The organism is Kerstersia similis, assembly GCF_965139615.1.
Lineage (GTDB): Bacteria > Pseudomonadota > Gammaproteobacteria > Burkholderiales > Burkholderiaceae_B > Kerstersia > Kerstersia similis.
This window is the reverse complement of record NZ_CBCSIQ010000001.1, coordinates 213,482-231,039: the sequence shown is the minus strand read 5'-3', so window position 1 is coordinate 231,039 and position 17,558 is coordinate 213,482. Positions and strand designations below refer to the sequence as shown.

At 62.7% G+C, this 17,558-nt stretch carries 13 protein-coding genes; 5 read left to right on the top strand and 8 right to left on the bottom strand.

All coding sequences use genetic code 11. The features are described from left to right. Positions 1-175 precede the first annotated feature (175 nt). The gene (gene clpB / locus ACNA1V_RS00920) at positions 176-2,776 is read right to left on the bottom strand and encodes an ATP-dependent chaperone ClpB (RefSeq protein WP_415831685.1); all 2,601 of its coding nucleotides are present in this window, start codon (positions 2,774-2,776) and stop codon (positions 176-178) included. A 261-nt stretch (positions 2,777-3,037) separates the two neighbouring features. Continuing rightward, the gene (locus ACNA1V_RS00915; RefSeq protein WP_415831683.1) at positions 3,038-3,448 is read right to left on the bottom strand and encodes a YbaN family protein; all 411 of its coding nucleotides are present in this window, start codon (positions 3,446-3,448) and stop codon (positions 3,038-3,040) included. A 244-nt stretch (positions 3,449-3,692) separates the two neighbouring features. Between ACNA1V_RS00915 and pdxA the strand changes: the two genes are divergently transcribed. Then, on the top strand, positions 3,693-4,697 hold the full coding sequence (gene pdxA / locus ACNA1V_RS00910) for a 4-hydroxythreonine-4-phosphate dehydrogenase PdxA (RefSeq protein ID WP_415831682.1): 1,005 nt from the start codon (positions 3,693-3,695) through the stop codon (positions 4,695-4,697). Positions 4,698-4,828: 131 nt separating this feature from the next. On the opposite strand, the gene ACNA1V_RS00905 is transcribed toward pdxA, so the two are convergent. Further along, entirely contained in the window at positions 4,829-6,211 is a 1,383-nt protein-coding gene (locus ACNA1V_RS00905) for a replicative DNA helicase (protein WP_415831769.1), read from the bottom strand. Between the two features lie 456 nt (positions 6,212-6,667). Between ACNA1V_RS00905 and ACNA1V_RS00900 the strand changes: the two genes are divergently transcribed. After that, positions 6,668-7,747 carry a hypothetical protein gene (locus tag ACNA1V_RS00900; protein WP_415831681.1) on the top strand — a complete coding sequence of 360 codons (1,080 nt, stop codon included), beginning with the start codon at positions 6,668-6,670 and terminating at the stop codon, positions 7,745-7,747. A 32-nt stretch (positions 7,748-7,779) separates the two neighbouring features. Here ACNA1V_RS00900 and ACNA1V_RS00895 read toward each other — a convergent pair whose 3' ends face one another. Further along, on the bottom strand, positions 7,780-8,322 hold the full coding sequence (locus tag ACNA1V_RS00895) for a MarR family winged helix-turn-helix transcriptional regulator (RefSeq protein WP_415831680.1): 543 nt from the start codon (positions 8,320-8,322) through the stop codon (positions 7,780-7,782). A gap of 62 nt (positions 8,323-8,384) precedes the next feature. On the opposite strand from ACNA1V_RS00895, the gene ACNA1V_RS00890 reads away from it, so the two are divergent. Continuing rightward, a complete protein-coding gene (locus tag ACNA1V_RS00890) occupies positions 8,385-9,257 on the top strand; it encodes an EamA family transporter (protein ID WP_415831679.1) in 873 nt (290 codons plus the stop codon). 130 nt (positions 9,258-9,387) lie between these two features. Here the strand turns inward: ACNA1V_RS00890 and ACNA1V_RS00885 are convergent, their stop codons facing one another. Beyond that, positions 9,388-10,152: a YwqG family protein gene (locus ACNA1V_RS00885; protein WP_415831678.1), complete on the bottom strand. Its 765-nt coding sequence runs from the start codon at positions 10,150-10,152 to the stop codon at positions 9,388-9,390. Between the two features lie 132 nt (positions 10,153-10,284). Next, positions 10,285-12,582: a 5-methyltetrahydropteroyltriglutamate--homocysteine S-methyltransferase gene (metE, locus tag ACNA1V_RS00880; RefSeq protein WP_415831677.1), complete on the bottom strand. Its 2,298-nt coding sequence runs from the start codon at positions 12,580-12,582 to the stop codon at positions 10,285-10,287. 348 nt (positions 12,583-12,930) lie between these two features. Between metE and ACNA1V_RS00875 the strand changes: the two genes are divergently transcribed. Beyond that, positions 12,931-13,845, top strand: a complete 915-nt coding sequence (locus tag ACNA1V_RS00875) for a LysR family transcriptional regulator (protein ID WP_415831768.1) — start codon at positions 12,931-12,933, stop codon at positions 13,843-13,845. Here the strand turns inward: ACNA1V_RS00875 and recX are convergent. After that, entirely contained in the window at positions 13,842-14,750 is a 909-nt protein-coding gene (gene recX / locus ACNA1V_RS00870) for a recombination regulator RecX (RefSeq protein ID WP_415831676.1), read from the bottom strand. The genes ACNA1V_RS00875 and recX overlap by 4 nt on opposite strands. Positions 14,751-14,755: 5 nt before the next feature. Next, entirely contained in the window at positions 14,756-15,835 is a 1,080-nt protein-coding gene (recA, locus tag ACNA1V_RS00865; protein ID WP_415831675.1) for a recombinase RecA, read from the bottom strand. A 969-nt stretch (positions 15,836-16,804) separates the two neighbouring features. Here recA and ACNA1V_RS00860 point away from each other — a divergent pair. Beyond that, a complete protein-coding gene (locus tag ACNA1V_RS00860; RefSeq protein ID WP_415831674.1) occupies positions 16,805-17,551 on the top strand; it encodes an IclR family transcriptional regulator in 747 nt (248 codons plus the stop codon). Positions 17,552-17,558 lie beyond the last annotated feature (7 nt).

Sequence of the window (17,558 nt, the reverse complement as noted above, 5' to 3'; positions counted from 1 at the left end):
TGATAACTATAAAGTATAGCGACAGACCCGGCACAAGGGAAACACTCACGCCCATGGCGAACCCGCGTCGTTCACGCAACAAAAAGCCCTGGCCGGCCAGAAGCGGCAGACCAGGGCCAGGATCCAGGAGAGCCCTGACGCCAGGCTGGCGTCAGGCATCCCGAAACCGATGCGTTTACTGCAGGGTACGCTCGAACACGAACTTGCCTTCGCGCCAATCGACCGGCACCACATCCCCCGGACCGAATTTGCCCTCCAGGATGAGGCGAGCCACAGGATTCTCGATTTCCTGCTGGATCGCGCGCTTGAGCGGCCGGGCACCAAAGACCGGATCGAAACCCGCCCGGGCGATTTCCGCCAGCGCCGTTTCCGTGACATCCAGATGCATATCCTGCTGTTGCAGGCGCTTGTCCAGACGCTGCAGCTGGATGGCAGCAATATCCTGGATGTGCTTGCTGTCCAGGCCATGGAACACCACGACTTCGTCGATACGGTTCAGGAACTCGGGGCGGAAGGACTGCTTGAGTTCTTCCCACACCGCGCTCTTGACGGTTTCGTAGGGTTCGCCCGCCAGCAGCTGGATCTGGTGCGACCCGAGGTTGGAGGTCATGACGATCACTGTGTTGCGGAAGTCCACCGTGCGGCCCTGACCATCGGTCAGGCGGCCATCATCGAGCACTTGCAGCAGCACGTTGAATACATCCGGGTGCGCCTTTTCGACTTCATCGAGCAGCACCACGCTGTACGGCTTGCGGCGCACGGCTTCGGTCAGGTAGCCCCCTTCCTCGTAGCCCACATATCCGGGAGGCGCGCCAATCAGGCGGGCCACCGAGTGCTTCTCCATGAATTCGCTCATGTCGATGCGGATCAGGTGCTCGTCGGAATCGAACAGGAAGTCTGCCAGCGTCCGGGTCAGTTCGGTCTTGCCCACGCCCGTCGGGCCCAGGAACAGGAAGGAACCGTAGGGGCGCGACGGATCAGCCAGCCCGGCCCGCGAGCGACGGATCGCATCGGCCACCAGGCTCACGGCTTCGTCCTGGCCGATCACGCGGCGGTGCAGGTAGTCTTCCATGTGCAGCAGCTTGGCACGCTCGCCCTGCATCATCTTGGACACGGGAATACCCGTGGCACGCGACACCACTTCGGCGATTTCCTCTGCCCCGACCTGGGTACGCAACAGGCGCGGCTTGCCGCTGTCGGCAGCATCCGCAGACTCTTCCGTACGCTCCGCCGCCTTCAGGCGCGCTTCCAGTTCAGGCAGCTTGCCGTATTGCAACTCCGCCAGTTTGTCGAACTGCCCCTTGCGCTGCAGCTCCGCCATCTCGGCGCGGACCTTGTCGATTTCTTCCTTGATGGACTGCGTGCCTTGCACGGCCGCTTTTTCCGCCTTCCAGATTTCTTCGTAGTCGTTGTACTCGCGCTGCAGCTTGTCGAGTTCTTCCTCGATGGCCTGCAGGCGACGCAGCGATGCGTCGTCGGTTTCCTTCTTGACCGCTTCGCGCTCGATCTTGAGCTGGATGATGCGGCGATCCAGCTTGTCCATGACTTCCGGCTTGGAGTCGATCTCCATGCGGATGCGCGCCGCTGCCTCGTCGATCAGGTCGATGGCCTTATCGGGCAGGAAGCGGTCGGTGATATAGCGGTTCGACAGCTCGGCGGCCGCCACGATGGCCGGGTCGGTAATCTCGACGCCGTGGTGCAATTCATAACGCTCCTGCAGACCGCGCAGGATAGCGATGGTCGATTCCACATCAGGCTCGTCAACCAGCACTTTCTGGAAGCGGCGCTCCAGCGCAGCATCCTTTTCGATGTACTTGCGGTATTCGTCCAGCGTGGTCGCGCCTATGCAATGCAGTTCGCCGCGCGACAGCGCAGGCTTGAGCATATTGCCGGCATCCATGGCGCCTTCCGCCTTGCCCGCGCCCACCATGGTGTGGATTTCGTCGATGAAAACAATGCTGCGGCCTTCGTCCTGGGAGAGTTCCTTGAGCACGGCTTTCAAGCGCTCTTCGAACTCGCCACGGAACTTGGCCCCTGCCAGCAGGGCAGCCAGGTCGAGTGACAACACGCGCTTGCCGCGCAGGCTTTCCGGCACTTCGCCGTTGACGATGCGCTGCGCCAGGCCTTCGACGATGGCGGTCTTGCCGACGCCGGGTTCACCGATCAGCACCGGGTTGTTCTTGGTACGGCGCTGCAGGATCTGGATCGCCCGGCGGATTTCGTCATCGCGGCCGATGACCGGATCCAGCTTGCCCTGGCGAGCGCGCTCGGTCAGGTCCTGGGTGTACTTGCCCAGGGCTTCGCGCTGGCCTTCGGCGTCCTGGTCATTCACGGCTTCGCCGCCACGCACGGCCTCGATGGCGCTTTCCAGCGCCTTGCGCTGCAGTCCGGCTTCGGCCAGCGCCCGGCCCACCGGGCCTTTGTCTTCCGTCAGCGCCAGCAAGAACAGTTCGCCAGCGATATAGGCATCGCCACGCTTGCCTGCTTCCTTGTCGGTGCGGGCCAGCACGGCTTGCAGATCACGGCCGATCTGCACATTGCCATCACCGCCCTGCACCTGGGGCAAAGCCTTGATGGCGGAATCGAGCGCAGGCGCCAGGCGGTTGACCGCCACCCCGGCGCGGGCGAGCAAAGCCGCAGCGCCGCTATCCTGGTCAGCTAGCATGGCAGCCAGGACGTGCGCGGGTTCAATATAGGGATTGTCATTGCGTACAGCCAGGCTCTGAGCATCGGCCAGTGCCTGCTGGAACTTCGTGGTGAGCTTGTCGAATCGCATAATCTACCTTGAGCAGAAATCAGTGGGGCCATGAGGCCCGATACACCAAAGATGCGGGCAACATCGCTGATTTTCAAGACTTGTCCACAGGTTGTCGTTGCGCTGGCTCAAAAAAAGCCGGCACCGCAGCACAAGCATACTCAGAATGGATGAAATTATCAGCGTCCGGTGTGCTGCAAGAGGCACACTCCCGGCGACATCACGCCGTCCGGGCGCGGATAGACGCGCCGCTGGCGGCACGTCCCGCCCCGCCAAGCGAATTCAGGCGCTGGGCCGCGTCAGGATATAAGCCGCGGAAGCCAGCATGAACACGCCCACGCCCAGCGCCAGCCACAGCCCGGGCTGGGCGGACAGGAAGAAAATGGCATAGCCGGCTGCAATACCGCTGCAGGCATAGGCCTTGGCCCGTGGAGCGATCGCCCCCCTGGCCTGCCAGTTGCGCAATACCGGCCCAAAGGACGGATGATTCAGCAGCCACTGCTCCCAGCGCGGCGAAGAACGCGCAAAACACCATGCGGCACCGATCAGGAAAACGGTGGTCGGCATCACGGGCAGCAACGCGCCGATGATGCCCAGACCGACCAGCGCCAGCCCCAGCGCGAAGTATCCCCAGCGCACGACCCGGTTACGTACGGGGACGTTCACGGGCGGGGCCTGCTCTTCAGGCTTCATGCCTGCCTCCCGGACAGGCCGGCCAGCACCTGCAGCGCCGCGTGGGCGGCGGACAAGCAGGTGGCGGAGCAAGGAAAGCGGGGCATACGATCCGGCAAAAAAGACAGGCTGAGGCGCCCGGAAGCACAGGCAAGGCGATGCGAAGGCTGCCTTTGGTCTGAATTGTGCAACAGCGCCTGCCAAAATGCCAGGCAAAATCCTGCCGGATCGCTGCGGCGCCGGGCTGCGGCGCGATAATGGTGAAATGTCGAACACCCTCCCGCGCCCGCTGGGCATCACCTTGGGCGATGCCGCCGGCATCGGCCCGGAACTCGTACTGAAACTCTATGCCAAGGGGCTGCCCTACCCGGCCATCGTCTATGGCGACGCGGGTGCCCTGGCGCGCGCCCGCGCTTACAGTGGCGCGGCTGCCGCCAGCCTGGAGCTTCAGGCCATAGACCACCCCCGCGACGCCTGTTTCCGTCCCGGCCTCATTCCCGTCATCTCGCGCGCCACGCCGCTGCCTGCCGAGCTGCCGCTGGGCCAGGTCAGCGCGTTGGCGGGACGATCGGCCTACGAGGCCATTTGCCATGCCATCGACGATACGCTGGCCGGACACCTGCATGCGGTTGTGACAGCCCCCATCCACAAGGAAGCCCTGCAGGCGGCGGGTGTCGATTTCCCGGGCCACACGGAGATCCTGGCGACGCGCTGCGCCACCGATGACTATGCCATGGTGCTCGTCAACGACTGCCTGCGCGTGCTGCTGGCCACTATCCATATCGCCCTGTCGGAGGTTCCGGCGCGCATCACGCCGGCAGGCCAGCGGCGCTCGCTGGCGCTGGCGCATCGGGTGTGCCGCCAGCTGGGCGTGGCGCATCCCCGCATCGCCGTCGCGGGCCTGAACCCGCACGCCGGGGAAGGCGGGAAATTCGGCCTGGAAGACCGGGACATCATCGCCCCTGCCATCGCCTGGGCCAGAGCCCAGGGCTACGATGCCAGCGGCCCCTGGCCGGGAGACACGGTATTCATGCGCGCCCGACAGGGTGAATTCGATATCGTGGTTGCCCAGTACCACGACCAGGGCCTGATCCCGGTCAAGTACCTGGGGCTGGATCAGGGCGTGAACATCACCGCCGGCCTGCCCATCGTACGCACCAGCGTGGACCACGGCACGGCATTCGACATCGCCGGCAAGGGCATTGCCGACGAAGCCTCGTTGCGCGTCGCCTGTGACATGGCGGCGGCCATGTCGCCCGAAGCCAGATAGATAGCCGGTCCGGCGTGGCGGCGGGCCGCAGGCGGCATGGCCCTCGTCCGGCAGTGCGACGGCTGGAAACAAAAACGCCAGCCCCCAGGCTGGCGTGAGATGCTCTCGGCGCAAGCGCCCGGGCCAGGCACTTAATAGCCCGAATCAATCATGGCATTGCCCTGGGTGTAGTTCAGGAAGCGGGTGCTCGAACCCTGGAAGGTCAGGCGCACGGTACCGATAGGGCCGTTACGCTGCTTGCCGATGATGATTTCCGCCGTGCCCTTGTCCGGGGAATCCGGGTTGTACACCTCATCACGGTAGATGAACAGAATCACGTCGGCGTCCTGCTCGATAGCGCCGGATTCGCGCAAGTCACTCATCACCGGACGCTTGTTAGGACGCTGTTCCAGACTGCGGTTCAGCTGCGACAGCGCGATCAGCGGGCAATTCAGTTCCTTGGCCAGGCCCTTGAGCGAACGGCTGATCTCGGAAATTTCAGTTGCTCGGTTCTCGCCTGCGGAGCTGGCTGACATCAGCTGAATATAGTCGATGATGATCAGGCCCAGCTGTCCGCACTGGCGCGCCAGGCGCCGGGCGCGGGCGCGCAGTTCGATGGCTGTCAGGGCTGGGGTTTCGTCGATATAGACCTGCGCTTCCTGCATGGTCTTGACCGCATGGGTCACACGCGGCCAGTCTTCGGCCAGCAGCTTGCCGGTACGCATGCGGTGCTGGTCCAGCAAGCCTACCGAACCCAGCATACGCATGGCCAGCTGCACCGCTCCCATTTCCATGGAGAACACGGCAACCGGCAGGCCTTCATTGATGGCTACATGCTCGCCGATGTTCATCGAGAACGAAGTCTTGCCCATGGAGGGACGGCCGGCAACGATCACCAGGTCGCCCGGCTGCAGGCCGGAAGTCATCTTGTCCAGATCGGCAAAACCCGTGGGTACGCCGGTCACATCCGAGGTGCTGTCGCGGTGGTACAGCTCGTCGATACGCTCGACCACCTGCTGCAGCAGCGGCTGGATTTCCTGGAAACCCGCCGCGCCGCGGGCACCTTCCTGAGCAATCTGGAACACCTTGGCTTCGGCTTCATCCAGCAACTGGCGGGCGTCCTTGCCCTGCGGGTTAAAGGCTGCCGCGGCGATGTCATCAGCCACCGTCACCAGCTTGCGCAACATGGCGCGCTCGCGCACGATTTCCGCATAGCGGCGGATATTCGCGGCCGAAGGCGTGTTGTGCGCCAGCGCATTGAGATAAGCCAGCCCGCCGGCCTCTTCGTTCTTGCCCGAACTGGCAAGCGATTCATTGACGGTAATGACGTCAGCCGGCCGCGCCAGGTTGATGAGACGGACGATATGCAGCCAGATCAGACGGTGATCGTGACGATAAAAGTCTTCTTCGGTAAGAACGTCGGCAATGCGATCCCACGCGCCATTGTCCAGCAGCAGACCACCGAGCACCGATTGTTCGGCTTCGATGGAATGCGGCGGCACACGCAGGTAATCCAGTTGAGACTCAGCAGGCAAGGCACTCACAGCGCGCAGTACTCCATAAACAGCCCGTCAGACAGGCGCATACCTCTTTCGCCGGCGGGGACACCCCGGGGGAAAGTACGTATGCAAAGCCGATATTGTCGCACTAAACCGCCACGGGCAATCCGGCTCGGCCCGGCGGCCGACAGAAGACGCCTGCGGCCCGCCCTCGCCAGCAACCCACGCGCTGCTCAGTCCGCCCTGTCCAGGGGTTGCGCTAGGAAAATCCCTAATTTTTAAGAAATTCGGGAACCCACTCAAAAGAAAACATACAAATCATTATCATTGATTAATTTCCAGCTACGGTACTGCAGCAGATCGGCCGCCCGCCACCGATGCGCCGTCTAACCGGATTCGCCCGCCCAGCCCAAAAATACTGCCATGTCCCGCTCAGGCTCTTCCCCGCCCAGGCCCCAGTCATCCGCCAGTCCGGCCGAACCGGCACCCGGCATGACCGCCGAATCCGCCGTCCTCAGCGTCAATGAAACGCTGGCCTATGGCATGAGCAAGCACTTGCTGAGCCAGGCAGCCAGGCAGCAACAATCCAGCCTGAACCGCCATGCCCGTCCGGAACCCGGCAGGAAACGCATCTCGTCTTTCAAGCAACTGACGCGCTGGGCGCGCAATATGATTGCCCCCGGCCTGCTGATCTACAGCGAAACCCATATCCCGGAAAACACGGGCTTCCGCAAAGGCTACTACCGGCAAATGCACTGGATGGCCAGCGAACTCGATGGCCGCGTCCATCTGCAACTTGAAGTTCTGACCATCCCTGCCCGCACGCATCAGCTGCATGTCCATATCCTGGTGCGTCTCAGCCAGCATGCGCAGATGCGGCTCTACCATCGTCTGGGCACCATAGATCACCAAACGGTGCTGGCCGAACTGGGCAACCTGATTTCCCACCTGCACGGCCTGCTCACGCTCTACCAGCACTCGCCCATGCAACGCGACTGGATGATCACCACGCCGCGTGGCGTCTTCGTCCTGGCCCGCGATATCCACCAACCCGGGCTGCTCATCATCAAAACCTGGATCAGCAATCACCGGCTGTACGACGGCTCACCCCTACAGCGTGCGGTGCGGCAGGCCCAGGCCGAAGGAGAAGGGCTGATCATCAACCATCCCCCCTTCTACCCCATTCTTTCCCAAGCCCGCCTACAAGCCAACCTGCCCACCCAGCTGCCCCTGTACCAGCTTTTCAACCAGATATTGCAAAGCCAGTACCCGACGCATTCCCCCATGCCCGAAGCCATGAAATTCAGGGCCAGCCTGACGGTGGACGATACCGGCGCCGAGATCCCCCTGGCGCCCTGCGAACCCCGCAAGCTGCTTGCCCCGCCCATCGCGGCGCCACTGCCTGCGGGCCAGCCGCCCCGCAAAGTTCTCACCAGCGGCCGGCCGGACCTGGGGCTGGATTCTGACTTTCTCAGCAAATATGCGCACGTGGCCCGGCTCCGTCCCTCGGATATTTCCCGGCGCGTCACGCCGGCCATCTACGAGCAATCCTCACTGCGGCCACCACGCTGAGCGGCGGCTCAGCCCTGGTGACAGCGACTTTCCTAGGCGGCTCCCGAGCCGCCCTGGCCGGGCTCGCCTTCCAGGGCCACCAGCAGCCGGGCCAGTTTATCGTCGAGATCCGCCAGAACCTCGGCCGGAATCCGGGACAGTATCTGCCGTTCGTGTTCGACAAAAACCTCCACAGCGCGATTGATCAAGGACAGGCCGGATGCGGTCAGCTGCACCAGCATGCTGCGCGCATCCTGCGCATTGGGCACACGCTCGATGAACTGCCGAGCCTCCATCCGCTTGAGCCTGTGCGTCATCGTGCCAGATGTCACCATCAGCGAAGAAAACAGTTCCGTCGGGCTCAGGCAGTATGGCTGGCCCGCGCGCCGCAAGGTCGCCAGCATATCGAACTCCCACACTGCCAGCTCGAACTCGGCCAGCGCCGCTTCCAGCTGTGGCTCCAGCAAGCCGGCGCAACGCTTGATGCGTCCGATCGGCCCCATGGGCCGGGCATCCAGCTCCGGGCGTTCGCGCCGCCATTGCGCAAGAATGGCATCTACCGAGTCTGCTGGACGGGGGGTATGGGCGTCGTTCATTTATCTTGACTTCAAGGTATTTAATGTACACAATGATTTTACCTTGAACTAAAGATAAATTCATGAACGCCTCTCCTGCCTCCCTTCCCTGGCGTGATGTCCTGCTGACAGCCCTGGGCCCCAGCATATGGGGTTCAACCTATATCGTGACGTCTGAAATTCTGCCTCCGGATCGCCCGTTCACCGCGGCGCTCATCCGGGTTCTGCCCGCCGGCATCCTCTTGCTGCTGTTCACCCGCTGCCGGCCAGCCCGTCAGAACTGGTGGCGCCTGATTGTCTTGAGCGCACTGAATATCGGTATTTTTCAGGCCTTGCTGTTCGTCGCCGCCTACCGGCTGCCCGGCGGCCTGGCAGCCGTACTGGGCGCCATCCAACCCTTGCTGATCATGCTGCTGAGCTGGAGCATCGACGGCCGTTCGCCCTTGCGCAGCACGCTTTGGGCAGCCGTTGCCGGCGTGCTGGGCATGGGTATTTTGCTGCTCTCGCCACAGACGGTCTTCGAGCCTATCGGCATTGCTGCCGCCCTGCTGGGCGCCGCCGCCATGGCAACCGGCGTCTGGCTGACCCATCGCTGGAAACTGGACATGCCGGTGCTGGCGCTGACCGGCTGGCAATTGCTGATCGGTGGCCTGATGCTGGCCCCCGTCGTCTGGCTGCTTGAACCACCGCTGCCCACGCTAACGCTGGCGCAGTGGTCTGCCTATGCCTATCTGTGCCTGGCAGGTGCGATGCTTGCTTACGCGCTCTGGTTCCGTGGCGTTGCCCGCCTGCCTACTGTGGCCGTTGCGTCCCTGGGCCTGCTCAGCCCCCTGACTGCCGTGGTGCTGGGGTGGGTTCTGCTGGCGCAATCCATCACCGGTACGGCGCTGGTGGGGCTGGTCATCGTGCTGGCCAGCGTCTTTGCCGTGCAGTGGACCGCCACCCGCCCACACTGACCCGCCACGGCTCGCGATGGGCCCCCCCATCCGCCGCCATGCCCGCCGGGCCTGCGCGCTTTCGTTCCGGCTTCCGTCTTTGTCCGGCAAGTGCGGAACGGGCCCGCGTGCCGCAAAGCGCGGCTTGCCTTCAACCGCAATCCACCTGCAGACGGTTGAAGTCATGGGCGCGCAGCTTGTCATCCTCGATAAAGGCCATGAGCCGCGCGCCATCCTGCCAGCACCAATTGAAGGCCTCATGCGACTGCAAAGTCAGCAGCGAGCGCCAATGCGAGCCGCTGGGATGCTCCTTCAGGTTCGGCGTCGGGTCATAGGCCAGACTGTCCCAGGAGGGCCGCCCCAACAGATAGTCGCGCGGCAAATCGCCGCTTTCTTCCAGGGCTTCGAACCAATCGCTGATCTCGTCGAACGACACAGGCCAGTCATCGCGGAGTTCCTCGTGGCGAGGAATGTCGATGCCGTTTTCAAAACGCAGCTCATGGCTGCGCGTTACCCAGCGGTGGGGCGCCTGAATCTCGTGCAAGTCACTGGTATTTGGCCAGTAGTACGCTTTGAGGTAGTTTTCGTCACGCCAGAAAATGGCGTCGTCCTCATCAAAACCATAGAACAGGGACAACAGACCGCTGGCGGGCAGCTCAGCCGGGCGGTCCGGCCCAGCTGGCAATTCCGCGAAATTGATCTGCCCGACAAACAGATAATGCCCCTCCGGATGCTCGGGCCAGGCAAACCCCACGGGTACCACGGGCTGGCCGCCAAAGCGGCTTTGCCGCGCCGCGCCCTGGGACTGGCCCAAGCGGATCGCCACAATCGGCTGAGCCAGGTTCAGGAAATAGGATTTGTGCGCCTTCAGCAGGGGCGAGGCATCCAGGTGCCGTTCGAGCGTGTTGAGATTCATATCGCCTTGTATCGTGGCTGACCGATCCAGAGGTTTCAGATCATGTCCGGTTCCGCCGGATTGTAATCATCCGGCAGAACCGTTCGGCGGCACCCGCCGCGCCCTCATGTCCTCGGCCAGCCGCTCAGGCCATCACGCTGCCTTGCGCAGTTCGCGCGCGGCCTCCACCATGGCTTCCAAGGCCGCCCTGGTTTCCGGCCAGGCGCGCGTCTTCAGGCCGCAATCCGGATTCACCCACAGACGTTCCTTGGGCAAGCGCGACGCCGCCTTCTTCATCAGCTCGACCATCCACTGAACTTCCGGCACATTGGGCGAGTGAATGTCATAGACGCCAGGGCCGATGTCGTTCGGGTAATGGAACGTTTCAAAGGCTTCCAGCAGCTCCATGTTCGAACGCGAGGTTTCAATGGTGATGACATCCGCATCCATGGCGGCGATAGCGTCGATGATGTCATTGAACTCCGCATAGCACATGTGGGTGTGGATCTGCGTATCGTCACGCACACCCGCCACCGAGAGGCGGAAGCAGTCCACTGCCCAATCCAGATACGCCTCCCAGTCGGCACGGCGCAAGGGCAGGCCTTCGCGAATGGCGGGCTCGTCGATCTGGATGACACGGATACCCGCCTGCTCCAGATCCACCACTTCATCGCGCAACGCCAGCGCCAGCTGCCGGCACGTATCTTCGCGCGGCTGGTCGTCACGCACAAACGACCATTGCAAAATCGTGACCGGGCCAGTCAGCATGCCCTTGACGGGACGCTCGGTCAGGGACTGGGCATAGGCAGACCAGCCCACGGTCATGGGCGCCAGACGGGCAACGTCACCGAAAATGATAGGCGGCTTGACGCAGCGGGAACCGTAGCTCTGCACCCAGCCGTTGCGGGTAAACGCAAAGCCGGCCAGCAGCTCACCGAAATATTCCACCATATCGTTGCGCTCGGGTTCGCCGTGCACCAGAACATCCAGCCCCACTTCTTCCTGAAAGCGGATCACCGCTTCGATCTCTTTGCGGATGGCCGCCTCATAAGCCGCATCAGTCAAGGCACCGGACTTCCAATCACGGCGCAGCGCGCGGATTTCCGCCGTTTGCGGGAAAGATCCTATCGTGGTCGTCGGGTATGCCGGGAGCCGGAGCAAGTTCTGCTGGGCAAGCAGACGTTCAGGGAAAGGTGCACGCTCGCGCGACACCTCGGCCACCGCCCCCAGGCGACGCTCCACGGCGGGGTTATGGATGCGACGCGAGTGACGACGCGCTTCCAGCGCCTTGCGCTGGGCCGCCAGCGCTGCCTGCGTTGCTGCGTCGGCATTGCCCCGCACCGCAGCGGCCAGCCACTTCACTTCGTCCAGTTTCTGTACGGCAAAGGACAGCCAGCTTTTCAATTCCGCATCCAGCTCGGTCTCGTGGGCCAGATCCACCGGCACGTGCAGCAGCGAGCACGAGGGCGCCAACCAGAGGCGCTCGCCCAGGCGTTCCTGGGCAGGCGCCAGCAGCGCCGCCGCAGCGTCAAGATCCGTGCGCCAGATATTGCGGCCATTGATCACGCCGGCCGACAGAATCTTGTCGGCGCCCAGGGCGTCCAGGACGGCATCCAGCTGCACCGGAGCGCGCACCAGATCCACATGCAAACCGGCCACGGGCAGCGCGGCAGCCGTCGCCAGATTGTCCTGCAATCCGCCGAAATACGTCGCCAGCAATACCTTGGGGCCGACATGGCCCAGGCGGGCATAGACCGCGCCAAAAGCATCGCGCCAGGCCTGCGGCAAATCCAGCACCAGAATGGGCTCGTCGATCTGCACCCATTCAACGCCCTGATTCGCCAGCCGGGCCAGAATATCCGCGTACACGGGCAGCAGCGACGGCAGCAGCGCCAGCTTGCCTTCATCACCGGCACCGCCGGAAAACGCATCGCCCTTGCCCAGCCACAGCCAGGTCAACGGCCCCGGGATCACCGGTTTGGCTTGATAGCCCAAGGCCTGTGCCTCGGCCACCTGTTCAAACAGATAATCGCGTGCAATGCGGAACGTCTGGCCCGGGGTCAGCTCGGGAACGATGTAGTGATAGTTCGTATCGAACCACTTGGTCATTTCGCAGGCCGCAGCCGGTGTACCGGACGGTGCCCGGCCACGCCCCATGCGAAACAGGGTATCCAGATCGACGTCCGCACCGGACGGATGGCCAAAACGCGCCGGCACCGCCCCCAGCAGCGTGCTCCACTCCAGGATGTGGTCATACCAGGCGAAATCCCCTACCGGCACCTGCGCTACCCCCGCCTCGGCCTGCACACGCCAATGCGCAGCGCGCAGTTGCGCCCCCGTGGCCGTCAAGGCTGCCTGATCCTGCTTGCCCGCCCAATACGCTTCCACTGCACGTTTGAGTTCCCGTTGCGCACCGATACGGGGGAAACCCAAATTATGAATTTTCGTCATATATAAATATCCCTATGCAAATTATTTTCAAGACAAGTCTATTTTGCTAGGGAATACCGCAATGACAAAATCAAATATCGCATTCATAAAATGAGATAAACTCATGTTATTCATCAGGCATGAGCAAAATTCATGGAAACTCGCCGTGCCCTCACCTTGAACGGCCGGCCACCTGATGTCACCGCTCGAATTCACCGACTCGAATCCATCGCCCAGTTTCACTCTTTATTACAAGACAGCGCCATTTGCCATGTCGGCGACCCTCGGAATGCCCCTGCCCGCCGGGCAACGCTTCCCTGGCCCGGCTACCGCGAGGCTGGCCTCCTGCCGCTGCTCTGCCCTGACACCATGATCGAAATTCGCCACCTGGAAACCCTGTGCGCCATCCGTGACGGCGGTAGCCTCCTGGAAGCCGCCGAACGGCTACATGTCACGCAATCTGCGCTGTCGCATCAATTGCGTGAATTGGAAAGCCGCCTGGGCGTTTCGCTCCTGAACCGGCGCACACGCCCCGCCAGGCTGACCACAGCCGGGCTGCGCCTGCTGGCGCTCGCCGACGACATCCTGCCCAAGATGCGCACTGCCGAACGAGAAATTACCCGTCTGGCGGCGGGCCGCACCGGCCGCCTGCATCTGGCCATCGAATGCCATTCCTGCTTCCAGTGGCTCATGCCTGCGATGGATGAATTCCGTGCCAAATGGCCGGAAGTTGCCCTGGATCTATCTGCTGCCTTTTCCTTTGCGCCCTTGCCTGCCCTGCTGCGCGGCGACCTGGATCTGGTCGTAACCTCCGACCCGCAGCCGCTGGACGCCATTACCTACGTTCCCCTGTTCCGCTACGAGCTGGTGCTGGCTGTCTCCCAAAGCAGCCCGCTGGCCGAATACGATCATATCGACGCCATTCATCTGGCGGATCAGACCTTGATCACCTATCCGGTGGAACGTCAGCGTCTGGATGTCTTCACGGCTTTTCTGGACCCACAGGACATCGAACCCGCTGCGATTCGCAAGGCGGAACTGACGCCCATCATCGCCCAACTGGTCGCCAGCAACCGTGGCGTTGCCGCTCTGCCCAACTGGGCGCTGACGGAGTACCTGAACCAGGGCTGGCTGCATATTGCCAAGCTGGGCCGCCAAGGGGTATGGCGCACGCTGTACGCAGCGGTACGCGCCGAAGACGAACACGCGCCCTATATGCAGGAGTTCCTGAAAATTGCCCGGACCGTCTGTTTCAAGACGCTGTCCGGCATTCATGAGGTCTAGTCGGAAAACCCCTCAAGCCCGTCAAACCCCTCAGGCTCGGATTCGCCACGCAAGGCAGCCTTCAGCACCTTGCCCACCACATGCCCGGCAAACCCCCGAGCCGCCAGGAAACGGGCCTGGCGCGCGTACTCCTTGGGTGTGTCGGGTAAAGCCTTGCCGTCGAAGCGTTTGCGCCAGACCTGCACGGCACGCTCGTACTCCGTCGCGCGCAAATCTTCGGACAAGGTATCCAGCAATTCATCTGCCACGCCCTGACGACGCAAATCACCGATGATGCGTCGCTCGCCCTGGCGGGCGCTGCGCTGATTCAGCATGCTGCGCGCGTAACGTTCATCAGACAACCAGCCTTCGCGCTGCAAGTCGTCCAGCAACGCCGTCAAGGTTTCAAGATCGGGCGCATGCGGCACAAGACGGCCGCTCAGTTCCTTGCGGCTGTACTCCCGGCGCGACAGCAAACCCACGGCCCTGGCCTTGAGTGACGGCCCACGCCGCTCCGCACTGGCAGCCGGGCCATCAGTATCCGAGAGTCGGGCTGCGGACTGAACTGCGGACCGGGCCACAGAATGATCTGTAGATCGAGTTGTAGAGCGGGCTGCGAACCGGGCAGCCTGCCCGGCAGGGGATCGAGCAGCGTCGCTACCCGGCTCCATCGCTGCGGCTTGCCGCGCTGGCACGGCCTCAAACGCATCAGCAGGCTCGGCCATGCCCCCTGGGGGGGCATCAACAAAGCAATCCGACTCGAAATCTTCGTCTTCATCCAAGACTTTGTAGGCATCGCCCAGCGTGGCGCGCAGCGGCGCCGGCCGATTTTCAGTCTCAGCGTCAGCACGCCGATCCGGGTCGTCATGGCGCCTGGAGGCAAACCCACCCAGGCGCCTGTTGCCGTTACGCCAGGCTGAATTCACAAGCGTCAGTCGGCGAAGTCGCCTTCGGCCTCACCCTTGCCCGCTGCCGAGGCGACTGCCGCAGCCCGCAGGGAAATTCCCAGGCTTTCGCGCACCCGGTTTTCAATTTCCACTGCCGTTTCAGGGTGTTCCTTCAGGTACTCGCGGACATTGTCCTTGCCCTGGCCGATGCGCGTGCCGCTGTAGCTATACCAGGCACCGGATTTTTCGACGATCCCTGCCTGCACCCCGAGGTCGATGATTTCGCCTTCACGCGAAATGCCCGAGCCATACATGATGTCGAATTCGGCCTGCTTGAACGGCGGCGAAACCTTGTTCTTGACCACCTTGACGCGGGTTTCATTACCCACGACTTCATCGCCACGCTTGATGGAACCGATACGACGGATGTCCAGGCGAACGGAGGAATAGAACTTCAGCGCATTGCCCCCCGTCGTGGTTTCCGGGTTGCCGAACATCACGCCGATCTTCATGCGGATCTGGTTGATGAAGATCACCATGCAATTCGTGCGTTTGATGGTGGCAGTCAGCTTGCGCAAGGCCTGGCTCATCAGGCGGGCCTGCAGGCCGGGCAGCGAATCGCCCATGTCGCCTTCGATTTCCGCCTTGGGCACCAGCGCCGCGACGGAGTCGATGACGATCAGATCGACCGAACCGGAACGCACCAGCGCATCCGTGATTTCCAAAGCCTGCTCACCGGTATCGGGCTGGGAGATCAGCAGGTCGGACAGGTTCACGCCCAGTTTGGCGGCATACTGCACATCCAGGGCGTGCTCGGCGTCGATGAACGCGCAAGTGCCGCCTATCTTCTGCATTTCGGCGATGACCTGCAAGGTCAGCGTGGTCTTGCCCGAGGATTCCGGACCATAGATTTCCACCACACGGCCACGCGGCAGGCCGCCGACGCCCAGGGCAATGTCCAGCCCCAGCGAACCGGTAGAAACGACCTGGATATCGTGCTCGACCTCGTTGTCGCCATAGCGCATGACGGAGCCTTTGCCGAACTGTTTCTCGATCTGCGACAGCGCGGCGGACAGCGCCTTGGCCTTTTCCGACGCGGCGGCCTTGCTGAGTTTGTCGTCCATGTATGAATCCTTAAGCTGAATAGATGCCCGGAAGCTGACCGGAGCTGCTGAATTGTCTTGCTTGTCTTGCGGAAATGGCTTCCGGGCTGCCCGGCATGGTGGCCAGTGCAAGCCTTCAGGCTTCCTGCCAGGCCATCCCTGCCAGAAAACTTCCTGATGGCCCGCGCGGCGCACCGATAGCCAGGTACCGTCGGCATTATGGCATCAGATTATACTGTACAAAAAACCAGCATGACAAATCCGCCACACCCTGCCGCCATCCGCCTGATCCCGGCTGACGATTCCTGACACTTCCCCACCCGCCTGGCCGCCCTCCCCGCCATGGCGGCATGGGCACTTGTCCATGGAATTATTCAGGACTCTGTCAGACCAGAGCGACTAGACTGGCTTCCATGATGGCGGACACCGGTTCCCCCGCATGGCAGGCGCAGCCCCCCTGTGCCACATGTCCGGTACCGCTTCATCGCTGGCGCCGTGCCCCCGCGAGCAATTCGCACGACGCCGAGCGTTCCCCAACGGCCTGGTCTCTGACCAGGCCGTTTTTTTTTCAGCGCCTGATTCCTTCCCGCTGCGGCCACGCCCAGACTCCCCCGGTGCCGCTGCCGTCCGCCAGCCCGGCCATGATTTGCGGCATCAGCGGAGGCTTGCGCGCCCGCCACCGCCGCCCACGGCCCGCCCCACAGCAGGGCTTGCCGGACAGCGCCCGGCACGAACACCCCTCTGCAGCCTGCTGAAATCAGCCGCACCGGGCGAGCGGGACGCGGCTTCAAATGCATGCGTAACCGGCACAGCCCCCCCTTTTTTCCCGGAATTCCGAGCCTGCCCACCCCAGGGCAGCAAGTCACCGTGCAACTTTTTCAAAAGAAAATATTCGGGGTTTTCCCGGTAAATTCTCAATTGATGGGAATAATTTCCAAGAAAAACGCCACAAATTGATAATCTTTGTCACATCACTCAGTTTGGAGCCCGATGGTGACAACAGATCAATCCGTCGGGGCAGGCGCAGATCGCGTGCTGTTCGTACTGGCTACGCTGGCGCGACACGATGCCCCCCTCAGTATTGCCGCCTTGGCCGAACAGACCGGTCTGGCCCAAAGTACGCTTTATCGGCAGGTCGCCCTGCTCAAGCGATGGGGATTTGTCGCCGAGCATGAAGGCGAATACGGGCCCGGGCCGCTGAGCGTGCAGCTGGCCTGGGGATTCGACCAATCCTCCTATCTGATCCACGAAGCCCAGCCGGATATGGAAGCCCTAGCCGCCGCATCTGGCGAAACCGTCGGCCTGCTGGTCACGGTAAAGGATCAGGCCGTCTGCCTGGACATGGTTGAAAGCCAGCATCCGCTGCGCTGCTCTTTTACTAAGGGGCGCGGCCTGCCGCTGACGCGGGGTGCCTCCGCCAAGTCCTTGCTGGCCTTCATGTCCCCGGCACGCCAACAGGCAGCGCTGAGCTATCTAGCCCAGGACGCCAGCATTGACAGCGCGCGCCTGAACATCGAGTTGAACGCCATTCGCGCCCAGGGATACGCCGTGACCGACAGTGAAGTTGACTCCGGCGTGTGGGGGGTAGGCGTGCCGATTTTCCAACGACCGAATCAAGCCATCGCTTCGATCACGCTGATGGCGCCCTCCACCCGCGCCTCCAAGCGGCCCCAGGCCTTGATCGAGATGACAACGGCCGCAGCCAAACGCATTTCCGCACGGCTGCAACAACGCTAAAAGCCCT